At 45.4% G+C, this 16,260-nt stretch carries 28 protein-coding genes; 5 read left to right on the forward strand and 23 right to left on the reverse strand.

Going from position 1 to position 16,260, the window contains the following annotated elements; translation table 11 throughout:
- Nucleotides 1–38: 38 nt before the first annotated feature.
- From CWM47_RS03465 to CWM47_RS03480, 4 genes are all read right to left on the reverse strand, one after another.
- Nucleotides 39–308, reverse strand: a complete 270-nt coding sequence (locus CWM47_RS03465; RefSeq protein WP_100986379.1) for a hypothetical protein — start codon at nt 306–308, stop codon at nt 39–41.
- A 7-nt stretch (nt 309–315) separates the two neighbouring features.
- Nucleotides 316–1,161, reverse strand: coding sequence for a toll/interleukin-1 receptor domain-containing protein (locus CWM47_RS03470; RefSeq protein WP_100986380.1), 846 nt, complete (start codon nt 1,159–1,161; stop codon nt 316–318).
- A 35-nt stretch (nt 1,162–1,196) separates the two neighbouring features.
- Nucleotides 1,197–1,451: a hypothetical protein gene (locus CWM47_RS03475; protein WP_100986381.1), complete on the reverse strand. Its 255-nt coding sequence runs from the start codon at nt 1,449–1,451 to the stop codon at nt 1,197–1,199.
- A gap of 93 nt (nt 1,452–1,544) precedes the next feature.
- Nucleotides 1,545–1,763, reverse strand: coding sequence for a helix-turn-helix domain-containing protein (locus tag CWM47_RS03480; protein ID WP_157815891.1), 219 nt, complete (start codon nt 1,761–1,763; stop codon nt 1,545–1,547).
- A gap of 50 nt (nt 1,764–1,813) precedes the next feature.
- On the opposite strand from CWM47_RS03480, the gene CWM47_RS03485 reads away from it, so the two are divergent.
- Entirely contained in the window at nt 1,814–2,173 is a 360-nt protein-coding gene (locus tag CWM47_RS03485; RefSeq protein ID WP_100986383.1) for a GIY-YIG nuclease family protein, read from the forward strand.
- 207 nt (nt 2,174–2,380) lie between these two features.
- Here CWM47_RS03485 and CWM47_RS03490 read toward each other — a convergent pair whose 3' ends face one another.
- From CWM47_RS03490 to CWM47_RS03500, 3 genes are all read right to left on the reverse strand, one after another.
- A complete protein-coding gene (locus CWM47_RS03490) occupies nt 2,381–3,364 on the reverse strand; it encodes a hypothetical protein (protein ID WP_100986384.1) in 984 nt (327 codons plus the stop codon).
- Nucleotides 3,365–3,491: 127 nt separating this feature from the next.
- Complete coding sequence (locus tag CWM47_RS03495; RefSeq protein WP_100986385.1) at nt 3,492–4,772, reverse strand: Y-family DNA polymerase; 1,281 nt, start codon at nt 4,770–4,772, stop codon at nt 3,492–3,494.
- Nucleotides 4,773–4,774: 2 nt separating this feature from the next.
- Entirely contained in the window at nt 4,775–5,221 is a 447-nt protein-coding gene (locus tag CWM47_RS03500) for a LexA family protein (RefSeq protein ID WP_100986386.1), read from the reverse strand.
- Between the two features lie 99 nt (nt 5,222–5,320).
- On the opposite strand from CWM47_RS03500, the gene CWM47_RS03505 reads away from it, so the two are divergent.
- The gene (locus tag CWM47_RS03505; protein ID WP_100986387.1) at nt 5,321–5,527 is read left to right on the forward strand and encodes a hypothetical protein; all 207 of its coding nucleotides are present in this window, start codon (nt 5,321–5,323) and stop codon (nt 5,525–5,527) included.
- 90 nt (nt 5,528–5,617) lie between these two features.
- A complete protein-coding gene (locus CWM47_RS03510) occupies nt 5,618–6,715 on the forward strand; it encodes a T9SS type A sorting domain-containing protein (RefSeq protein WP_100986388.1) in 1,098 nt (365 codons plus the stop codon).
- A gap of 143 nt (nt 6,716–6,858) precedes the next feature.
- On the opposite strand, the gene CWM47_RS03515 is transcribed toward CWM47_RS03510, so the two are convergent.
- From CWM47_RS03515 to CWM47_RS03535, 6 genes are all read right to left on the reverse strand, one after another.
- Nucleotides 6,859–8,676 carry an ATP-dependent nuclease gene (locus tag CWM47_RS03515; RefSeq protein WP_100986389.1) on the reverse strand — a complete coding sequence of 606 codons (1,818 nt, stop codon included), beginning with the start codon at nt 8,674–8,676 and terminating at the stop codon, nt 6,859–6,861.
- 296 nt (nt 8,677–8,972) lie between these two features.
- Entirely contained in the window at nt 8,973–9,173 is a 201-nt protein-coding gene (locus CWM47_RS03520; RefSeq protein WP_100986390.1) for a hypothetical protein, read from the reverse strand.
- Between the two features lie 21 nt (nt 9,174–9,194).
- Complete coding sequence (locus CWM47_RS03525) at nt 9,195–9,644, reverse strand: YopX family protein (RefSeq protein WP_100986391.1); 450 nt, start codon at nt 9,642–9,644, stop codon at nt 9,195–9,197.
- The gene (locus CWM47_RS37985) at nt 9,641–9,814 is read right to left on the reverse strand and encodes a hypothetical protein (protein ID WP_157815892.1); all 174 of its coding nucleotides are present in this window, start codon (nt 9,812–9,814) and stop codon (nt 9,641–9,643) included. Before CWM47_RS37985 ends, CWM47_RS03525 begins: the two co-directional genes overlap by 4 nt.
- On the reverse strand, nt 9,811–10,278 hold the full coding sequence (locus CWM47_RS03530) for a hypothetical protein (RefSeq protein WP_100986392.1): 468 nt from the start codon (nt 10,276–10,278) through the stop codon (nt 9,811–9,813). The genes CWM47_RS37985 and CWM47_RS03530 overlap by 4 nt, the downstream gene beginning before the upstream one ends.
- The gene (locus tag CWM47_RS03535) at nt 10,275–10,520 is read right to left on the reverse strand and encodes a hypothetical protein (protein WP_100986393.1); all 246 of its coding nucleotides are present in this window, start codon (nt 10,518–10,520) and stop codon (nt 10,275–10,277) included. Before CWM47_RS03535 ends, CWM47_RS03530 begins: the two co-directional genes overlap by 4 nt.
- A gap of 67 nt (nt 10,521–10,587) precedes the next feature.
- On the opposite strand from CWM47_RS03535, the gene CWM47_RS37990 reads away from it, so the two are divergent.
- A complete protein-coding gene (locus tag CWM47_RS37990) occupies nt 10,588–10,746 on the forward strand; it encodes a hypothetical protein (RefSeq protein WP_157815893.1) in 159 nt (52 codons plus the stop codon).
- A gap of 98 nt (nt 10,747–10,844) precedes the next feature.
- Here the strand turns inward: CWM47_RS37990 and CWM47_RS03540 are convergent, their stop codons facing one another.
- Genes CWM47_RS03540 through CWM47_RS03550 form a run of 3 tightly spaced genes read right to left on the reverse strand, consistent with a single transcriptional unit; the run spans nt 10,845 to nt 12,864 of the window.
- The gene (locus tag CWM47_RS03540) at nt 10,845–11,375 is read right to left on the reverse strand and encodes a hypothetical protein (protein ID WP_100986394.1); all 531 of its coding nucleotides are present in this window, start codon (nt 11,373–11,375) and stop codon (nt 10,845–10,847) included.
- Between the two features lie 24 nt (nt 11,376–11,399).
- Entirely contained in the window at nt 11,400–12,128 is a 729-nt protein-coding gene (locus tag CWM47_RS03545; protein WP_100986395.1) for a hypothetical protein, read from the reverse strand.
- A complete protein-coding gene (locus tag CWM47_RS03550) occupies nt 12,097–12,864 on the reverse strand; it encodes a hypothetical protein (RefSeq protein ID WP_170069400.1) in 768 nt (255 codons plus the stop codon). The genes CWM47_RS03545 and CWM47_RS03550 overlap by 32 nt, the downstream gene beginning before the upstream one ends.
- A 48-nt stretch (nt 12,865–12,912) precedes the next feature.
- Here CWM47_RS03550 and CWM47_RS38730 point away from each other — a divergent pair, with 48 nt between their 5' ends.
- On the forward strand, nt 12,913–13,056 hold the full coding sequence (locus CWM47_RS38730) for a hypothetical protein (protein ID WP_170069401.1): 144 nt from the start codon (nt 12,913–12,915) through the stop codon (nt 13,054–13,056).
- Between the two features lie 205 nt (nt 13,057–13,261).
- On the opposite strand, the gene CWM47_RS03555 is transcribed toward CWM47_RS38730, so the two are convergent.
- The 7 genes from CWM47_RS03555 to CWM47_RS03580 form a co-directional block, all read right to left on the reverse strand.
- Nucleotides 13,262–13,588 carry an HU family DNA-binding protein gene (locus CWM47_RS03555; RefSeq protein ID WP_100986397.1) on the reverse strand — a complete coding sequence of 109 codons (327 nt, stop codon included), beginning with the start codon at nt 13,586–13,588 and terminating at the stop codon, nt 13,262–13,264.
- A 25-nt stretch (nt 13,589–13,613) separates the two neighbouring features.
- Nucleotides 13,614–14,348: a hypothetical protein gene (locus tag CWM47_RS03560; protein ID WP_100986398.1), complete on the reverse strand. Its 735-nt coding sequence runs from the start codon at nt 14,346–14,348 to the stop codon at nt 13,614–13,616.
- Between the two features lie 28 nt (nt 14,349–14,376).
- Entirely contained in the window at nt 14,377–14,739 is a 363-nt protein-coding gene (locus CWM47_RS03565) for a hypothetical protein (protein ID WP_100986399.1), read from the reverse strand.
- Nucleotides 14,740–14,873: 134 nt separating this feature from the next.
- Entirely contained in the window at nt 14,874–15,335 is a 462-nt protein-coding gene (locus CWM47_RS03570; protein WP_157815895.1) for a hypothetical protein, read from the reverse strand.
- Nucleotides 15,336–15,383: 48 nt separating this feature from the next.
- On the reverse strand, nt 15,384–15,716 hold the full coding sequence (locus CWM47_RS03575) for a hypothetical protein (RefSeq protein WP_100986401.1): 333 nt from the start codon (nt 15,714–15,716) through the stop codon (nt 15,384–15,386).
- Nucleotides 15,716–15,892 (reverse strand): hypothetical protein, encoded by a 177-nt coding sequence (locus CWM47_RS37995; RefSeq protein ID WP_157815896.1) that lies wholly within the window; start codon nt 15,890–15,892, stop codon nt 15,716–15,718. Before CWM47_RS37995 ends, CWM47_RS03575 begins: the two co-directional genes overlap by 1 nt.
- Nucleotides 15,889–16,224, reverse strand: a complete 336-nt coding sequence (locus CWM47_RS03580; protein WP_100986402.1) for a hypothetical protein — start codon at nt 16,222–16,224, stop codon at nt 15,889–15,891. Before CWM47_RS03580 ends, CWM47_RS37995 begins: the two co-directional genes overlap by 4 nt.
- Nucleotides 16,225–16,260 lie beyond the last annotated feature (36 nt).

Below are 16,260 nucleotides of genomic sequence, written 5' to 3' on the forward strand. Positions count from 1 at the left end.
AACAAATAAATAGGCTGTTTTAGTCGGTAGTTTACCGATTATCCCTTCAAGGGTACCTCCACTAGTACCTTGTGCGTACAATCCCCTTTCAGGTAATCAACGCCCAATACTGCAATGGCCCTCCCCTGCTGGGTAGTCAGCTTGTCAATACCTATGTAATCAGATCGATTCTCCACCAGAATGTCGATCACTTCAGTATACCCTTCTTTGACTGCCCGGTTAATGGGTTTGTCCATCCGGGCATCTTTCAGGCGTTTTCTAATGGCCTGAATGGTCTGTTTGATTTTGCCTTCTGAAATACTATTCATAAATAAATTAAATCTGAGTGGTTCCAGGATATTTTCGTTTAGTCCCCAGTTTAAAATTGGCAAGTACATTTTTTACTGTATTATCCATAACATCTTTTCTAAAGAACTTTTTAATATCGTTATCGATCAGGTTTAGAAGTATTCCTACTTCAGGTATTGATCCCGTGATTTCAAAATGGTGTTTTATTATTTCGTTAAGGTATATCTCTAAATCACTTTGTTTAAAAGTGTTAAATTCTGCATTTGATATAGTTACAGTAGGGTCTATTTTCTCCAGCTGTCTAATACGCTTATCAAATCCTCTTACAGTCAACAATATTTCGCTTAAAATATCTTTATCTTTTCTACTTTCGACCTTTTCTGGCTCGGGCGTTTCATTTAGAACCTTTGCAAAATCAGCTTCAAACTGAGGCCAATACGTTTCGAAAACACGTGCAAAAACTTCGGACGTAAGTTGCCCCTCTTTTAGCTGAAGGTTAATTGTTTTAGCCAGTGCATACAATCCAGTTTTATCGGGAGAGGTGGCATTAAGCTGCGAAAGCGGCGGCATCAAATCCTGCGGCATCAAATCCACTAAAAAAGGTATAACCCTACTGGTAGAAAGTCCTTTTGTCAAGGCTCCAGCTTCGAAGAGTATCCATGGCTTATCTTTATTTTCTTTTGTCAGGCAAATAATACCGATAGACGTTTCGGACAGCTGGTTACCAATTTCCGTAAACCAAAGCGAGCCGCTCTCTATATCCTGCGTGGATACCCACGGATCCGAAGCCTGAAGCACACATTTTAACCATACTTTAAATATTTCAGCAACATGCTGACTTCGAACGCCTGACCAACTAATAAAGACTTTCATGAGGATTGATTAACGGGTGAATAGGAAAAGTAAAGTTAATTCAACTGACTTGGATACGCCACAAACGTAGCCTGGTGGTTATAATCGATCAGCATGAGCATATACCGAAGATCCGTAACGGTACCAATGCCCGGATTGAAGCCGTGAAAGAAGAAAAGCCCAGCTTCCACCGATAAGCGACCAGTTACCCCTTTGTAAGCGTAGCGGGTCTTTCGGCCACTCAGTTCGACAAAGCCCAGGCTGATCAGAATGTCATGATTGATTTCCATGAGTAAATAACGTTTCGTCATCCGTATTGATGTTGTCGAGATAGAAATGAATTCTTCGTTTAACCTCATCGGATTCTATCGCAAATTAATACGCTAAGAGTATATTATCCAAATTTATTGAGAGATATTAATTATGCTTTGCAATTTCTCTTTTAAAAGCCGGTTCTCCTCAATCAACCGGCATGCGGCAACTATTTGATTAGAAACCTCTTTCTTACCATTTTCCAGTTCTGAAACCCTAACCTGTGGTTTTTGATAGCCTAGTATTTGGCCAAATTCTTCTTGGCTTAAACCTAGCTTGAGGCGTAGATTTTTAATCTCAAACCCTTTCATATTATATACTTTTAGAGTATGTTTGTTGTGCAAATATAAGCAACGTAAATATGAAAACATCCCATATATACCTACTTATAGACCCACGAACGGGTGATGAAAAATACATTGGGTATACCAATAAATTGAAACGTCGGTTATACCAACACGTTAACGGCGCTAACTTAAAACCTTACTTTCCGAATACTGTCAAGCGAAACAACGACCCAGACTTATGGATGTGCAATACAGAAAAGTCAAAGTGGATACGCGAACTATTGAATTTGGGTCTTACGCCTACCATTCAACTATTGGTAACAGTCGCCGATAGCCACAAGGCTTACTATGAATGGTTTTGGGGACAGATTTATGCTGATGCTATACTAGTGAATGATAAGCCATTTAACAAAGAATCTATAACGGGCATCTGAATTTGACAATCAAATAAATATAGTATGGTAAATGCAAAAAGCCCGTTTCGTGATGAAACCGGGCTTTTTTACATCTGGCAAGATTCTATAAATGGCTCCTCCGTTCGAAGTTTAAGGTCACGTTCCACTTCGGATTTGAACTCTTCCAGCCACTTAACTTTACCCGGTATACTGTTTAAATTTTAATTGAGCTCATAGGGCTAAGGATTATTTGACTTTATTAATAATCATTAGCCATAATTCTCTCCAAGTAGGCAAAACATCAAGCCGTCTGGTATCTACAGATTTAAGCGTCTCTATGTATTCTTTTAAAGGTACTAGTTTGGGGCTTTCTGAATTATAGGCATTATGCATTTCAGAAATCATAGAATGTAAAGCACTAATATGCGTCTTATTCTGGTGGACAATAAGAATCTGTCTATTGATTAGGTTTTGTGCCTCCAGTCTTAAGCTGGCAATTTCATTAACATGATCAAACTCTTCGAATAACTCCCGAATTGGATAAAGGAGTAGATTGGGTATTCGTTGATGATCATGCCTATCCTTACGGTCCATTAGGGCCCAAAATCTGTTTAGTAAAGAATTAAATTTTGTACTTATATCTTCATGCCTACCCTTCAAATCGTACTTAGCTAAATTACGTCTAACTTCTTTACACTGATTCACAAACTCATTCATTGCACCGGCCTGCTCCACTCGCAATCTTTCCGTATCAGAAGCTACCTTATTGTGGTGTTTTTGAAATTCAATTAATGAGTTATCCAGGAAATCGAATAATATAAAAATGTTAGATATATCATCCCCTGGTATTCGATTGATAGAGGCATGATAATAGTCTTCTTGGGTGATCTTATTGGCAATTCGTTGTATACTAACAGGGGGCTTTTCTGTGATTGATGGTATTTCCAGTGGATCTTTGGCATGCTCGGTATATATTCCAGGCATAATCTCAAACGTAGTGCCCAATGACAGTACAGCATCGTTAACTAAAAATTGCAAATACTTAAGCCGACTTTCTTCTAATTCTGACTTGCGTTGTCTTTCATTTTTGATTTGGTCTACTTGCCCTCGCCAATAGATGTATAGTGGAACTCCAACGGCTGTTATTACGGTAAGAAATTGAAAAAAATAGTCCCAAAATTTACTTTCTTCAGCTGCAGCAAACTCGCCAAATTGAAAAATAATGTTCATACTTGATGGTGTGGACGTTAATAGCCTTAATTCAGAAAGAATTTTAACAGATAAACTTAGGTCTGTATACCATTAAAATAAATATTATACAGATAAAGCGTTCTCCTAGTTCGTAGTAAAATGAAAATTAACGGACGCTCAATATGTCATTCCACTTTGTTGTGTAACACGGAGATAGATACTTACGATTTTGTTCCCAGTCGGGACTGAAACTCTGATTGGCCAGCCGAACGGTTCCCCGGCCGTGGCGTTGATTGAGCCGATCCATCACGCCCGAGAGTTTGACCAGCCGCTCATCGGGCCCATCGATGAAAATTCCCTTTTGCCGGTAATCACTCGGCACAAAGCCCGATAAAATAATCCCTACTTTCTGATAGGCATAGCCGAACATAAAAATAGACTTCAGTACCGACTCGCCGTAGCGAACGAGTTCTACCGGACTAGCCGTCGGATGGGGCAAGGTAATCGAGCGTGAATTATAGTACTGCTTGGCGGGCTGGCCATTAGGGGATTTTTTGAACCGGTTGGTGTGCAGAAACACCGTCAGGGTACTGCACAATGAATCCTGCTTGCGAAGCTTCTCACTGGCTTTAATCAGATACGTGGTCATCGCTTCGGTAATGGTTTTGAGATCAGGCACCAGTCGACCGAACGAAGGAGCCGTGCAGATCACTTTTTTGGGCGGCTGGCCCACCTCCAGCATTCGGCAGGGAAACCCACGCAGTTCGTGAACAAGCCGGAGTCCGTTGACGGTCATGACCTGATTGATCCAGTCGTCATTGGCATCGCGCAGCTGGGCAGCGGTGGCAATCCCATTTCGCTTGAGCATACCAGCATACCGACGGCCCACGCCCCACAGATCACCCACGGGAAAGCCGGAAAGAACCTCCTCGATGAACTCGGGTGTATCCAGTACGCACACTCCGTTTAATTCGGGTCGTTGTTTAGCCGTTCGGTTAGCGACCTTGGCAAGCGTTTTGGTTTCGCCAAAGCCGACGCTGACCGGAATCCTCAGCCACTGCTGGGCCGTGGCGCGAATGGATTCACCCAGCCCCCGGTACGTTGGGTACAGTCCTTCGTAACCATCAGCCTGAATGAACGCTTCATCAATGCTATAAACCTCCACATCCTCCACAAAATGCGTGAGTGTGCTCATGAGCCGTGCACTCATATCGCCATACAAGGTGTAGTTCGAGCTAAACACGGCGACGCTATGCTGATCGATCAACTCCGCCAGTTGAAAGAAGGGTGCCCCCATTTTGATGCCGAGCGCCTTAGCCTCGTTGGAACGGGCCACCACGCACCCGTCGTTGTTGGAGAGTACCACGACGGGCCGACCGATCAGGCTCGGATCGAAGCTGCGCTGACAGCTTGCGTAAAAATTATTGGCGTCAACAAGGCCCAGCATGATCAGAATTTTTGAAGGTTATAGGTCACCACGCCAGTGACCGAGAAATTCTCGCCCGGATGCACGTAAATGGGTGTGTAATTGGAGTTAGAAGATTCCAGCACGATCATTTTGTCCACGTACCGAATGCGTTTGACGGCGTGGCCCCCATCATACCAGACAATCACGATTTTACCATCACTGGGCGTTCGCGAGCAGTCCACGATCAATACATCGCCCGGCTCGATACGATCGCCAATCATGCTGTCACCGGTCACGCGCACAAAATAGGTCGCTTCGGGGCTGGTTATGCACAGGTCGTTAAGATCACAGACTTTATCCAGATAGCTCTCAGCCGGTGAGGGAAAGCCACCCTGAACGAGCGAAGAAAAAAACGGCATCAGGTAGCGGGTGGAGGCAGTTACCTTCACCATTGCGTCTGGCTCAAGGTGGTCTATCCTGTCAATCATAGCGGGTCATTACGTGACAAAACGCTATATTATACTTTTGTTATATATATTGCAACTATGGTATAGTGAAAAATATTTTTGATATAGGGCTAACAAGCGATGAAAACAGTAATATCGCCGGGTGACCGGGTGCGGGTAATTAAACTGGTGAACGGTTATGGGCGGGGTTATTATGCGGGTACGGTGCTGACCTGGACCAAATCGGGAAGACTCAGGGTCAAAGCGGACAGCGGTACTGTAGCTGTTGTGTCGGGTGATTTAGTCAAAAAGATAGCCGATGGAGTAGCTAAAGACGTCAATGCATAAAAACGGGGTAGATCTATATCGTAATGGTCTTTTTGAGTCTGTTGACCGTATTATGCATTGATCCACTCGTTTAAACATTGTATCCCTTTTATGGTAAGAAAACTTTTACTTATAATTCTGTTGGGTCTCTGCACGGGCTATTCAACTTTTGCTCAGGATCCGTTTGTAGGTATACCCGTTATTAACCCTCCCGATCTGGTTACCGGCCATACCGCTGTTGTTACTTTCCCGTTTGGCAATGCGAGTGCAAACCCGGTTTCCGTTGACAAGGCGGATCAACTTGTCTACACGTTTATTGTATTACCGTATGAATGTCTTAGAGTAACTAGTTTCAGTCTGACAGCGTCTGCAGGTGCAACCTATACCCCTGATAACCTAATTGTGACCTCAGACACCGTTTTTATTCCTTATAACCCCCCTATAATTACTTTTGGAGGTAATGTCACCCGGTTCACCATAAAACAAAAAGATACTTCTCTGCCCATACCTGGTCAGGCTACTTATAATTTGGTTATATCCATGCTGGCTATTGCCCCTTTTTACAACGGTGCTTATGTGCAAGGAGCTGTGACCTCTAGTGGAATCAGTACAAATATCCCCACCAATGATTACGGGACAACTTCAGTTAGAATACAGGGCCCTATGCCCGTATCGTTGGTTTCCTTCACCGCAAAGGCTCAGCCAGATCATTCTGTTAAGTTGGCGTGGACAACTTCCTTGGAAACCAACAACAAGGGCTTTTTGATTGAGCGCAGCAAAGACCTGAAAGCCTTTGAGAAAGTTAGCGAGCTAAGTGAGGTAGCTGCCAACAGTCATGCCGAGCAGCATTATTCCTTGACTGACCAGTTCCCTTATACGGGTACCAGCTATTACCGACTGACTCAGATTGATCTAGGTGGTAGAACAACAAGTTTCCCAGTCGTATCGGTGGTGTTGCGAGACGGTGCCTATGGCGTATTCCCCAATCCAGTTCTTAGTGACCAGCCATTTCGGGTGAGTATGGATGAGCCCGAAACGGCCAGTGTGAATATCTACGGGGCGGATGGCCGGGTAGTGCCGTTTCAGAAAGTGAGTGTAGAGCCGAACAAGCTATTGTTGAAAGCGTCGGGAAAGCGCGCCAAGGGTGTTTACATATTGACGGTTGAAGAACGGGGTCAAACTCGCAGGCATCGGTTAGTGATTGACTAAATTCTTTACGCTGACTGGATGTTTATTCTTGTGAGAGCGAAAGCTTAAGCGCAGAGCGGATACCGGAACGTTATGAGTCGTTTCCAGCGATCTGGTTAAGAAGGTGGCTATCTAGAAGGAGTCGTTTATTAAATAAAAGCCTATCATCCTATATCTTGTACACTTTTAAAAGCGTCTAAGATATCAACAGATACTAACATCGGAATTTCATCTATTATTTTATTAATTATTTCAAGTTTTAAAGCTTCCTCCTTTCCTCTCTTGATCTCATGAAGTTTAGGAAATGCTTTAATAATTAACTCTTCCAAATCATGACCTTGAAATTGCAAATACCAAATTGGAATTTCTATTTGTAAATTGTTTATTAGTTGAACGGTTTTTTTTTCACCCGCTTGAGCTGATGCTACTGATTGCACTTTGTCTACTATAAAGTCTGATATCGCTTGAAGTCTTCCTACAGGCAATGTCTTGAAATCTGTATGATTTTGATCATTCTGTAGACCCAAATCACTCCTATCTATAAGTTTACTTCGTAAAAGTAAAGCACCTACCAAAATGGGATCTAACAGGTAGCTTTCAATACTATATCTATTACCATCTCCTAAAACTTTTATGAAATCATTACTTTTATTAGTGCTATCATAATCTATTATTCCCCAAACAAAGTTATTGCCAAATTTTCTTAAAATAGTCGTTATGTTTTTTACTTGGTCACAATTTGGAACTTTGGTACCATTTTTATCTGTCCTACTATCACCAGATGATATAAAAGATAAAGACACTTCAGGCATTAAGAGATATGATAATTTTTGGTATAGATTTTCATAATACAAAACATCATTAGGACTTTCTACAAATACTTGTCTTCTATTCTCATAATTAATACTAAAGGAAGGGACACCTGATGTAAGTATTTTTAGCGCCTTATCTTTAGTGACCTTCTGAACTCGTTCACCAGTTTTATTTACAATAAAAATACTTTCCTCTGGTGCAAATGCAACTGTAGAGGGAGAATGTGTGGTGAGAATAACCTTAACACCTTTTGCGGCCAAAAAGACATTTTGAATGACATCAATAAATTGTTTGGACATAGCAGGGTGAAGCGAGGCATCAGGCTCATCCATTAATAATAGTTTTGGAAATGTAAGGTCAAACTCAGAGTTGTACTGGGCTAGAGCTAAAGACATCAATATCTTTTCGCCTGAAGAAAGTTCGCTGAATTCAACCTCTGCTTTTGTTAAGTTATTTGTTAATTTTATTTCAAATACGTCATCTCTACGATAGACGCTTGGTGTACTAATACGATAGTCTAACCGAGCTTCTGAAATTATTTTATTGGCGAAGTCCCAGGGAGCTTCACCATAAATAGCTATAAAATCTTCTTCTTCTAAATATGGATAATTATCAATTTGATTATTTTCTTTTAAAAACTTACGGTAGCGATTTTCGTCAAGCTTATCTTGATAGCTTTTGAATAGTAGTGAGAAAGATTGATGAAAAATATCTGTCCCTTTAATGCCAGCATCTAATGGTATATGAAATAAGTAATCATCTATCGTTAAATCTATTATATTCTTTTGGGCAAGTATTGATATTTTTCTTGCTGTTTTTTTGTCTTCATCTGATAACATTCTATCAAGATGAGGCGGAGCCATAAATCCATCATCGGTAAAATACTTTTTAACTTGGTTAAATCTTTGCCAGTATTCTACTACAATTTGCCTTGCAGCTTCTTTTGTTGTAATTCTATTGCTATTTGGAGCAAGACTTTGTGATGTAACAAATTTCTTAGGATTAATTTCTATACCATCATCATCATATACCGTCGAAATCTCCTGTTCAATACTATTAAGTAACTGAGTTTTTCCAGCCCCGTTTAGGCCAGTTAAAATTACTAAATTAGGGAGTTCGATAGCAAAAGAATTAAAAGATTTAAACTTCTGCTCTAATATTAATCTCATATATTTATAGCATAATTGGGTTAAAATGACACTTCATTGTGAATGATCTTAAAAGCGAATTATTATAACACTCTACTGTGTAATCAATATGTCTTTCCAGCGCATCATAGGCTGGGGTTTGACCCACTTACTGATCCAAATAAGATGATCTCCCCCTTTCCTCATTAAATAACCGGTTTTGATTGGTATATCGTTTAGAGTAGATCTTGTGGTAAATTAAAGGAACTTGTTTCCTACAGCAGTTACTCCTTGGGTGGCTGCTGTTTTTACAATACGTGGGTATTGAGCTTACCAGGTTACTGTTCATAGAAAAATTCCTGAAACGCTTCCTTGACCGATTTGCCCTCAGCAAAGTAGTCCTCCCGCAGACTTTTCCAGTCAGTGTTATTGATCGAGCCTTCAATGAAGTTATCGGCCTGCTGCAAGGCGATAAACGCATCCCGATACTCCAGCCAGTTGGTGATGTTTTTCTTAATCACCGGTACCACATCGGCCACGTGGGCAAAGCGGGCATCATCTCAACGATCAAACTCCTCCTCATCCTGATGCTCGGGAGCGATCAGGGTATAGTTCTCAAAGATGTTGCCCACTATAACCGCATCGGGTAGGGTCGATAAAATTTCCAGATTATAGAACGTTTCAAGCTCATTTGCGTGGTATTTACTGACTAGACCAAAAGCCCCGTTTATAAAGCCAATAGCGTTGTACTCGAAACTCTGGCCTTTAACAACGCCTAAGTCCTCAAACGTGGATTCAATGATGTGGCCTTCGTAGATCTCTTTTCCATTCTTATCGGTGATGCCGGTGAACTGGAGCAGGTGGCAATCACTTCGTTTTACAGGATCTGCTACCGTAGAAAAGCCATCTGAGTCGGCTTCAAAGATTCTGTAGGTGTCAAAGCCGTAGACCCGGAAGAGTCGTTTGGTCGGGGTATGCCAGGCCATAAATTTGATAGGTCGCTGATTCATTTGGGAATCTGTCTTAATAGTTTACGTCGAATACTATTGGCCTTCTCCAGATCGACCAGGCTAATGCCCGTTCGCTTACGCAGGGAGGGACTGGCCATGTAGAGCTCGATGCCGACCTTGAGCAGGTAGGCGGCTGTTTTGAGGTCATTGGGGGAAGGTGATTTGCTCATCGCTTTTTTTGCTTGATTTTGGGGGTAGGCGGGCAATAGTAACAACTCATAATGGGCCGAATCCAGACCGGATCCCCGTTCTCTGCCACCTCATCCGATTTTTCCCAGCCAAAGCCCCTCATCCGATCATCGTGGTGCACCTGGGGGATGTGGCTGGCTTTGCTGACATGCCCACAGGCTTTACAGCGAAACTTTTCCCAGATCGTGCCCGTCGGCTTTGGTTGAAACAGACCACAGGCCTGGTAACGGCTGTTATGGTCGGTCTTGGGGGAGGAAGAAACTTCACGCTTTTCACACTTGGAATAACTTTTGGCGTACTGTCTGAAAAACTGAAACTGGCAGTCCTTACACTTTTTTCCCGCAGGCCCCTCCCCATACACCGGAATGAGCGGATTCGTTTTGGGCTTGCCGGGCTTGCCCGATTTGACGGGCATAGGAATCTCCTCACCAAACAGGTTTTTCATGGCTGTTTAGGGGTTGCGGGTTTGCGATAGCCAAAGGAATACACCATGAAGCCCAGTGATTCAGCCCGTTTGTCCAACGCATCCAGAACGGCCTGAAAGCTGTTATCCATTAGCGGATGAGGGGACTGGCGTTTGTTCCAGGCGAGCACCGTAATGCGCACCTCGTTCAAATCCATCCAGTCGTCGATGGTGCTGATTTCAGCTTCGAACTGGTCAAGTGTTTTAATGCTGGAGAAGATCATCGTTATATTGTTTACTACAGTTGATGGCAGGTATGTGACGCTTCCCCGCCCAGTCAGTCTATTGTATATGACACGCACCTACGACTGGCTTCTGGTCTCCCTGCTTGGGCTGGCCTACACCTTGATTGACGCATTGGAACCCGAGCAGATAGGCTCTGAGAAGCAAGACCCGGATTGGCTAATGGGCTATTCGGGCAATAGTTCCAAGTCCTATATTCTCCCATAATCCTGTTCTGGTAGTCCTGCACGGTTTTGACGAACGCCCAGCGGACAGATAAGCAAACATGGGCTCATTACCTGTTGGGTAAATCGCTGGTTCTTGTCTTATTTACCCATCGGTAACAATTCGCCGGGGTACGTCCAGTTCATATCGGCCTCCGCCTGGGTAATTTCTTCCGGAGTGGCGAAGCGAAGTCGCCGGCCTTTGCACTGAGCGCCTTTGCCCGACAGGTGGTAGTTGAGGATCTGGGTGCTGAGTTTATAGGCATTGGCTACCTGGGAGACCGAATCGAAAAAGCGGCCCGTGTTCAGACAGATCACGGGTCTGGATTTAGCGTTTCGAGCGGGCCGTGGCCTGGGGGCAGTGGGTTCCGCAGACGGCAGGGTCACTGCGGTCGGCTCGAGCGTGTCCACATCGTAGCTGGCCGGCACTCGAAACCCTTCATTCAGCGCCTTGTATTTCTCCATCTGGTAGCGCACGTGGCCGGGTCTGACGTAGATCACCCCCGATTTGATGGGCCCAAAATGAATACAGGGAATCAGGTTTTCGATACTGGATTTGGGCAGGTGTTTTTCCCCTGCCGGAGTGTAGGGTTTGAAACTGGAGGTTCCAACCCGGTTGGTTGTTGCGGGCATGATGAAAAGTTGGTTTATGGGGATTTAGTCACTAAATTGATTTCGCCGGGCCTTTTCGGCTTCCACAATGGCCAGTACATCCGGTATATTCTGGGCCTTTGCCCTTTTCTCCAGATCATCCAGAATCTCAAATTCGATGTCCTCGGCGTGCTCAAGGAGGTAAGCCGAAAACTGTTTATCCGAACTAACAGGCGTACTGATGTCGGGCGTACGCTGTAGTTTGGCCCGCTGGATGAACAGCTTGATTTCTTTTACTTTTTCCTGACCCAGACTGCCCAGCAGGTTATTACCCGCCTGAATCATGTCCGATTTGTACTGCCGGTTCTGATCTTCCCCCCACTGGGCTTTTTCGGCCAGATACTTCTGAAAAAAATCCGATACGACCGTGCCGTCAATCCGATTGAAGATGGGCCCGTAGCGCCCTGCTTTTACGCGCTTGAGGCACAAAATCAAATCTTTTAGCGTCTCATTCTCAAACTCGCCACACCACACCAGCGCGTATTCGAACAGCTGACGGGCATCCATCCGAAGGGAGGTATTGAGCCCGTCATTGAAGAGTTTCAAAATGGCGCAGACCAGCTTGAGCACCGTTGGCTTGCCATGAAACCCAATGACCTGCTGCACCGTAGAAGCGGTAGCGGCCGTGGACAGCGTAATGGTTTCCTGAAGGGCGATCAGGGCCATGTACGATTCCTCCGAAAGGGACTGGGCTTCGCTGAGCTTAAGTGCCGAAGTATTTTTCAGCGAGTTCATCAATTCCAGTTCCGGTTTGGGTGCCGCTTTGCTGATGGCCTTTTTTTGAGCGGCCGGCGTGGTTAACTCCTGATTGTTGTTCACGATCTTGCTGGGCTTGAAGTTTTTTTCCGATCCACCGCTGACAATGCAAAATCAATTCAGCGTCGTTTTTTTTACTTAGTTCGTCAGCCGTCCATTGTTCCAGGACAAAGCATTGAATCCACGTCTGGGCAAACTCCCCTTTCAAATTCAAGTGGGAACTCAGCTTGAAGAGCAGCCGGCTGTGCTGTTGAAGTTTTTGCGTGAACCGCTCGAGCTCCGCAAAGTCAGCCGGTGACAAATCGGGGGAAGGGGGCGAGCGGAAAGAGGGGTTGGGGGTATTTTTTTTTGCGTCAGCAACTACTTCCTCCACCTCAACTTCCAAAATTTCGCTTTCCGCCCCTTTATTAGAGTTTAACTTATTCTCTTCTTCTATTATATTCTTATACATCGGATTATTTTCCGATGCCCCATCGGATTCTGATCCGATGGCCTCCGGATTTTTTTCCGATGGTTCGGATTTAAATCCGGAGGTTTGGGCTCCTTTCGGGCTACCCATCGGATCAGAATCCGTACCATCGGATTTTTTTCCGATGGCACTTTCGATAAGGTAAGAATTTGGACATAGTGCATACCAACTTTGGTTGTGTTGTTTGTTTTTGGGATGTGCTTTTAGAAATTCTTTTTCACAGAGCGCCTTCATCCGGCGGTACATCGTGTCGGGTTTTATGCGCAGAATGGGCAACTGCTTACAGATATTCTCGTGCTGAAACCAGTAATAGGTAACCCCCTCATCCACCCAGGACCGACACGAAGCCGAAAAATTCAAACAAAAGTCAATAATCGCCCCATCAACCAGATCGAGGTCGAAACCATGCTCAAGGATGGCCCGCTGGTTGATATTTAGATCGAACTTCATGTACCCTTCTCTTCGTTAAATTTCCCATTAAGTGCTTATAATTAAAGCACTTAATGGGCGTATCATTCTCTAACGGTCCAGTCTATACGCTACTTAATTTTGATGAGCTGATAGTTCTCATCGACCATCGGTGCGGTGAACACTTCATAGGCCATCACAACCTGAAGCAGCGCATACCCTACCCAAAACCAGATCATGCCGGAGACGAGTTTGGCAGGCTCGTCGACTGACGAACCCGCTGGTAGAACTCATCGGATGGATTGAAGCGGGGGGCCGTATGGGCCGGAATCAGCAGCGTTTCACCTTTAGCGATGTTGCGGGCTTTCTTGGCCGCTTTTCGGGCCGGCACGAAGCTGCCAAAGCCCCGAAGGGTAACGGCATCCCCGCCGGCCACGGTAGCCGTCACCACCTCGGCAAAGGCATTAAGGACTGCTTTGACCGTGGTCTTATCGACATCCATAAGGGTCTCATCTTTATCGATGGCCCGTACTATTTTCTGGGCAAGCTGATCTTTGGTCATAGAGTTGATTGAATTAAATTGAAAGTTATTTATCGATGATCACGAAGGGTTCAAACACAGGCCGCTGTTCATCAAACAGGGCCTTTACGGCATCATCATAGAATTCCTGAAACGTCTCCGATACCAGGTAGATCAAAACCGTTCCGTTGTTTGGCTCGATCTCAATGGTCAGATCAACTGGCGCAGGCTCATACCCCTCAAACAGGGGCACCATCAGCCGGATGTTCATGCCGGTGAGTGATGACTGGGCCCGGGTGAACTGGCGATTCTCTACGGTTCCCTGCCGATCGTTCTGGGCCTTGTGCTCAGTGTCGGTCTTGACCTCAAAGTTTTGCAGGCCAATGACCAGCTTCTTATGATCCTCCCGTAGAGCAAAATAATGGGGCACGAACCGGATCAGGGTTAACAGGTCCGAATGCTTATGGCCACGACCATTGATGTTTAGCGAGCTTAAAAAGGGGTTGATGGTCAGCTTGCCCACCACCGTGATGGTATCCCGCTCCTGTTCCCCGGCGACCAGGGTAATCGACAGATCGCCTTCGTTAAATAGTACGTGGCACTCCTCTGCCGGGTATTGATCCAGCATCTCATTGACCGACACAAACCGTTTGGCCACAAACTCAGCCGGGGCCTTAAAGTTGCCCGAAAGACTGATGGGTTTGGGCACGTGAATGGGTTCGGCCTGGCCATGCCGGATAATGACCTCATTCCCCGAGGCTCCCTCAAATTTGATGTGTAATGACTCTTTTTCCTCTGCCATGCTTGTAATTGATAAAAAAGTGAATTGATTAATCTTCTTTGATCTGCCGGGAATTAAACCGGATCTTGTACTGGCGACGCTCGTCAATGGTCATGGCCCGGGTGTGAATCAAGAGACCGTCTTCGCCGAAATAATCCACCGTAGCCTCATCCTCGTTATAGTATTCCGATGCGTTGACCAGTTCCATCTGGTAGCCCTGCCGAAGCGTCTGGAGGTTGTTCTTTTTCTCCTTGGCAATGCCCTCCGTTTTCTCCTTATAGATGCCTTTGGCGGCATCGAGCTGCTCTTTAGCCACGATCACATCAATATCAATGGTGGCATTTCGTTTCTCCAGCTCCGTGCGCTGTTCATCCGTCAGTTTGACGGGTAGTTTAAACTCCTGTTGGTACATATTGACGTTGGTTAGAATTTACACCTCCTTATCTTTTCGGGCTTTTTCGCGGCCTTGCCAATCCTGAGCTTCCTGCCGGATTAGCTGTTTACGGACTTTCTCGGCCAGTAATTCAGCCTTGTGTGCGCTGTTTTTCATTGGTGTTGCCGCTCGAGTAGATAAAATGCATGGTACTCTGAATCGTAACCTATCCCCAATGACTCGGCGTGCTTTTTGTACTTGCGCCACAGGTCCTTTAGCTCATCCTCGCCCAGAAAAGTAAGCGTTTGCATAGCCTGCGCGTGATCATGCCACTCAGCTGGATCATTGGCATTGAGCTGATCAATTTTATTCTGCCAGTCCAGTAAAGCCTGCGAGTGCTCCGCTAGCTGCTTTTTGGTGTAGCTTAGTTTAGGTGTTGCCGGCAGAGTGGAAGCTTCAACAGGCAATGGCAAACCCGCCTGCTGCATGATGGCGTTGACCTTCGCTTTAGCCGGGGAATGGTCGAGGGGTTTAGCCGGGTCAGTCGAGGGAGCGGGCGCCTGGGGAATCTCTTTGGTGATAAGGAACTTAGAGCCAAACAGTTTAGGATAGAAGGTACGGGCCCCCTTGGCCATGGTCAGCTGATACAAAAGCTGCTTATCCACCGGTGAGCGGTGAGTTACCTATTCCCGTTTAAGGAGGGCCTGCCCACAGATCTTTCCACCCGCAAAAAAATTAAGGTCGCACACCTCTTCGCTGCTGGTAACGATCTTTACCTCGTAGCCGTCCGATCGGTTAATGACCCTTTCGATCAACAGGGGTTCAATGATCACTTTGCCATCGGCAAGAATAACCCCGTGCAGACTCTCGGTAACCGTCAGGCTCAGTACAGCACCAAACAGGATCTTCGCGTAAAGAACCGGCGCGGGCTCTTGGCCAAACAGACCCGACTGGGCCAGATTTCTGGCCAGAATATCAACCTCCGCATGGGAGGTTGGTTGTAAAAGCGGATGCATCAGCGTCTAAGCGTTTTTAAGGTGTCGTAAATCGGAGTCGAAAAATGATGCCGGTGGTGAGGAACACCAAAGCGTGCGGAAAACTGCATCAGGTACACCTGAACGCAGAAGATCAGAATCACCATGATCAGGGCTGGAATCAGGTAATTGATCAGAAAGCGAGACAACCGGCTCATCGCTTGAGTACGTTAATAAGCCCATATACGATCCACGAACCTACGCTGGCGATAACGCCCCTGGCCATAAGAGACACCCGGTCATAAATCGACTGGGGTTTATGAACCGGTTTGGCCGATCGCACGGGCCTAACCGGCCGCTCCATCGACAGCACCAGTTTTCGGTTCAGGCCCGGCATCGTATTTTCGACCTGGCAGGTCAGCTCACTGACGGTGTGGTCCGCGATGAGCAGTAAGGTCGTTTTCTGACCAGTCAGCCGCATCATTCGGCGGTATTCAGTGGCCATTTTGAGCTTCAAGGCGGCCGGGTTGGACAGATGGTTCTTTTTCATTAGGTTTACGATTGATATAACTTTGAAATTCTGCAC

Source organism: Spirosoma pollinicola (genome assembly GCF_002831565.1).
Classification (GTDB): Bacteria; Bacteroidota; Bacteroidia; order Cytophagales; family Spirosomataceae; genus Spirosoma; species Spirosoma pollinicola.

Coding starts and splice junctions, on each gene's coding strand:
- CWM47_RS37990 (WP_157815893.1), top strand. CDS start 10,588: ATGACACGCACCTACGACTGGCTTCTGGTCTCCCTGCTTGGGCTGGCC.
- CWM47_RS03565 (WP_100986399.1), bottom strand. CDS start 14,739: ATGTACCAACAGGAGTTTAAACTACCCGTCAAACTGACGGATGAACAG.
- CWM47_RS03500 (WP_100986386.1), bottom strand. CDS start 5,221: ATGATTGACAGGATAGACCACCTTGAGCCAGACGCAATGGTGAAGGTA.
- CWM47_RS03465 (WP_100986379.1), bottom strand. CDS start 308: ATGAATAGTATTTCAGAAGGCAAAATCAAACAGACCATTCAGGCCATT.
- CWM47_RS03475 (WP_100986381.1), bottom strand. CDS start 1,451: ATGACGAAACGTTATTTACTCATGGAAATCAATCATGACATTCTGATC.
- CWM47_RS03580 (WP_100986402.1), bottom strand. CDS start 16,224: ATGAAAAAGAACCATCTGTCCAACCCGGCCGCCTTGAAGCTCAAAATG.
- CWM47_RS03530 (WP_100986392.1), bottom strand. CDS start 10,278: ATGAAAAACCTGTTTGGTGAGGAGATTCCTATGCCCGTCAAATCGGGC.
- CWM47_RS03480 (WP_157815891.1), bottom strand. CDS start 1,763: ATGAAAGGGTTTGAGATTAAAAATCTACGCCTCAAGCTAGGTTTAAGC.
- CWM47_RS03540 (WP_100986394.1), bottom strand. CDS start 11,375: ATGCCCGCAACAACCAACCGGGTTGGAACCTCCAGTTTCAAACCCTAC.
- CWM47_RS37995 (WP_157815896.1), bottom strand. CDS start 15,892: ATGAGCCGGTTGTCTCGCTTTCTGATCAATTACCTGATTCCAGCCCTG.
- CWM47_RS03550 (WP_170069400.1), bottom strand. CDS start 12,864: ATGTACCGCCGGATGAAGGCGCTCTGTGAAAAAGAATTTCTAAAAGCA.
- CWM47_RS03510 (WP_100986388.1), top strand. CDS start 5,618: ATGGTAAGAAAACTTTTACTTATAATTCTGTTGGGTCTCTGCACGGGC.
- CWM47_RS03505 (WP_100986387.1), top strand. CDS start 5,321: ATGAAAACAGTAATATCGCCGGGTGACCGGGTGCGGGTAATTAAACTG.
- CWM47_RS03545 (WP_100986395.1), bottom strand. CDS start 12,128: ATGAACTCGCTGAAAAATACTTCGGCACTTAAGCTCAGCGAAGCCCAG.
- CWM47_RS03560 (WP_100986398.1), bottom strand. CDS start 14,348: ATGGCAGAGGAAAAAGAGTCATTACACATCAAATTTGAGGGAGCCTCG.
- CWM47_RS03495 (WP_100986385.1), bottom strand. CDS start 4,772: ATGCTGGGCCTTGTTGACGCCAATAATTTTTACGCAAGCTGTCAGCGC.
- CWM47_RS03570 (WP_157815895.1), bottom strand. CDS start 15,335: ATGGCCAAGGGGGCCCGTACCTTCTATCCTAAACTGTTTGGCTCTAAG.
- CWM47_RS03575 (WP_100986401.1), bottom strand. CDS start 15,716: ATGCATCCGCTTTTACAACCAACCTCCCATGCGGAGGTTGATATTCTG.
- CWM47_RS03485 (WP_100986383.1), top strand. CDS start 1,814: ATGAAAACATCCCATATATACCTACTTATAGACCCACGAACGGGTGAT.
- CWM47_RS03535 (WP_100986393.1), bottom strand. CDS start 10,520: ATGATCTTCTCCAGCATTAAAACACTTGACCAGTTCGAAGCTGAAATC.
- CWM47_RS03525 (WP_100986391.1), bottom strand. CDS start 9,644: ATGAATCAGCGACCTATCAAATTTATGGCCTGGCATACCCCGACCAAA.
- CWM47_RS03555 (WP_100986397.1), bottom strand. CDS start 13,588: ATGACCAAAGATCAGCTTGCCCAGAAAATAGTACGGGCCATCGATAAA.
- CWM47_RS03490 (WP_100986384.1), bottom strand. CDS start 3,364: ATGAACATTATTTTTCAATTTGGCGAGTTTGCTGCAGCTGAAGAAAGT.
- CWM47_RS03470 (WP_100986380.1), bottom strand. CDS start 1,161: ATGAAAGTCTTTATTAGTTGGTCAGGCGTTCGAAGTCAGCATGTTGCT.
- CWM47_RS03515 (WP_100986389.1), bottom strand. CDS start 8,676: ATGAGATTAATATTAGAGCAGAAGTTTAAATCTTTTAATTCTTTTGCT.
- CWM47_RS37985 (WP_157815892.1), bottom strand. CDS start 9,814: ATGAGCAAATCACCTTCCCCCAATGACCTCAAAACAGCCGCCTACCTG.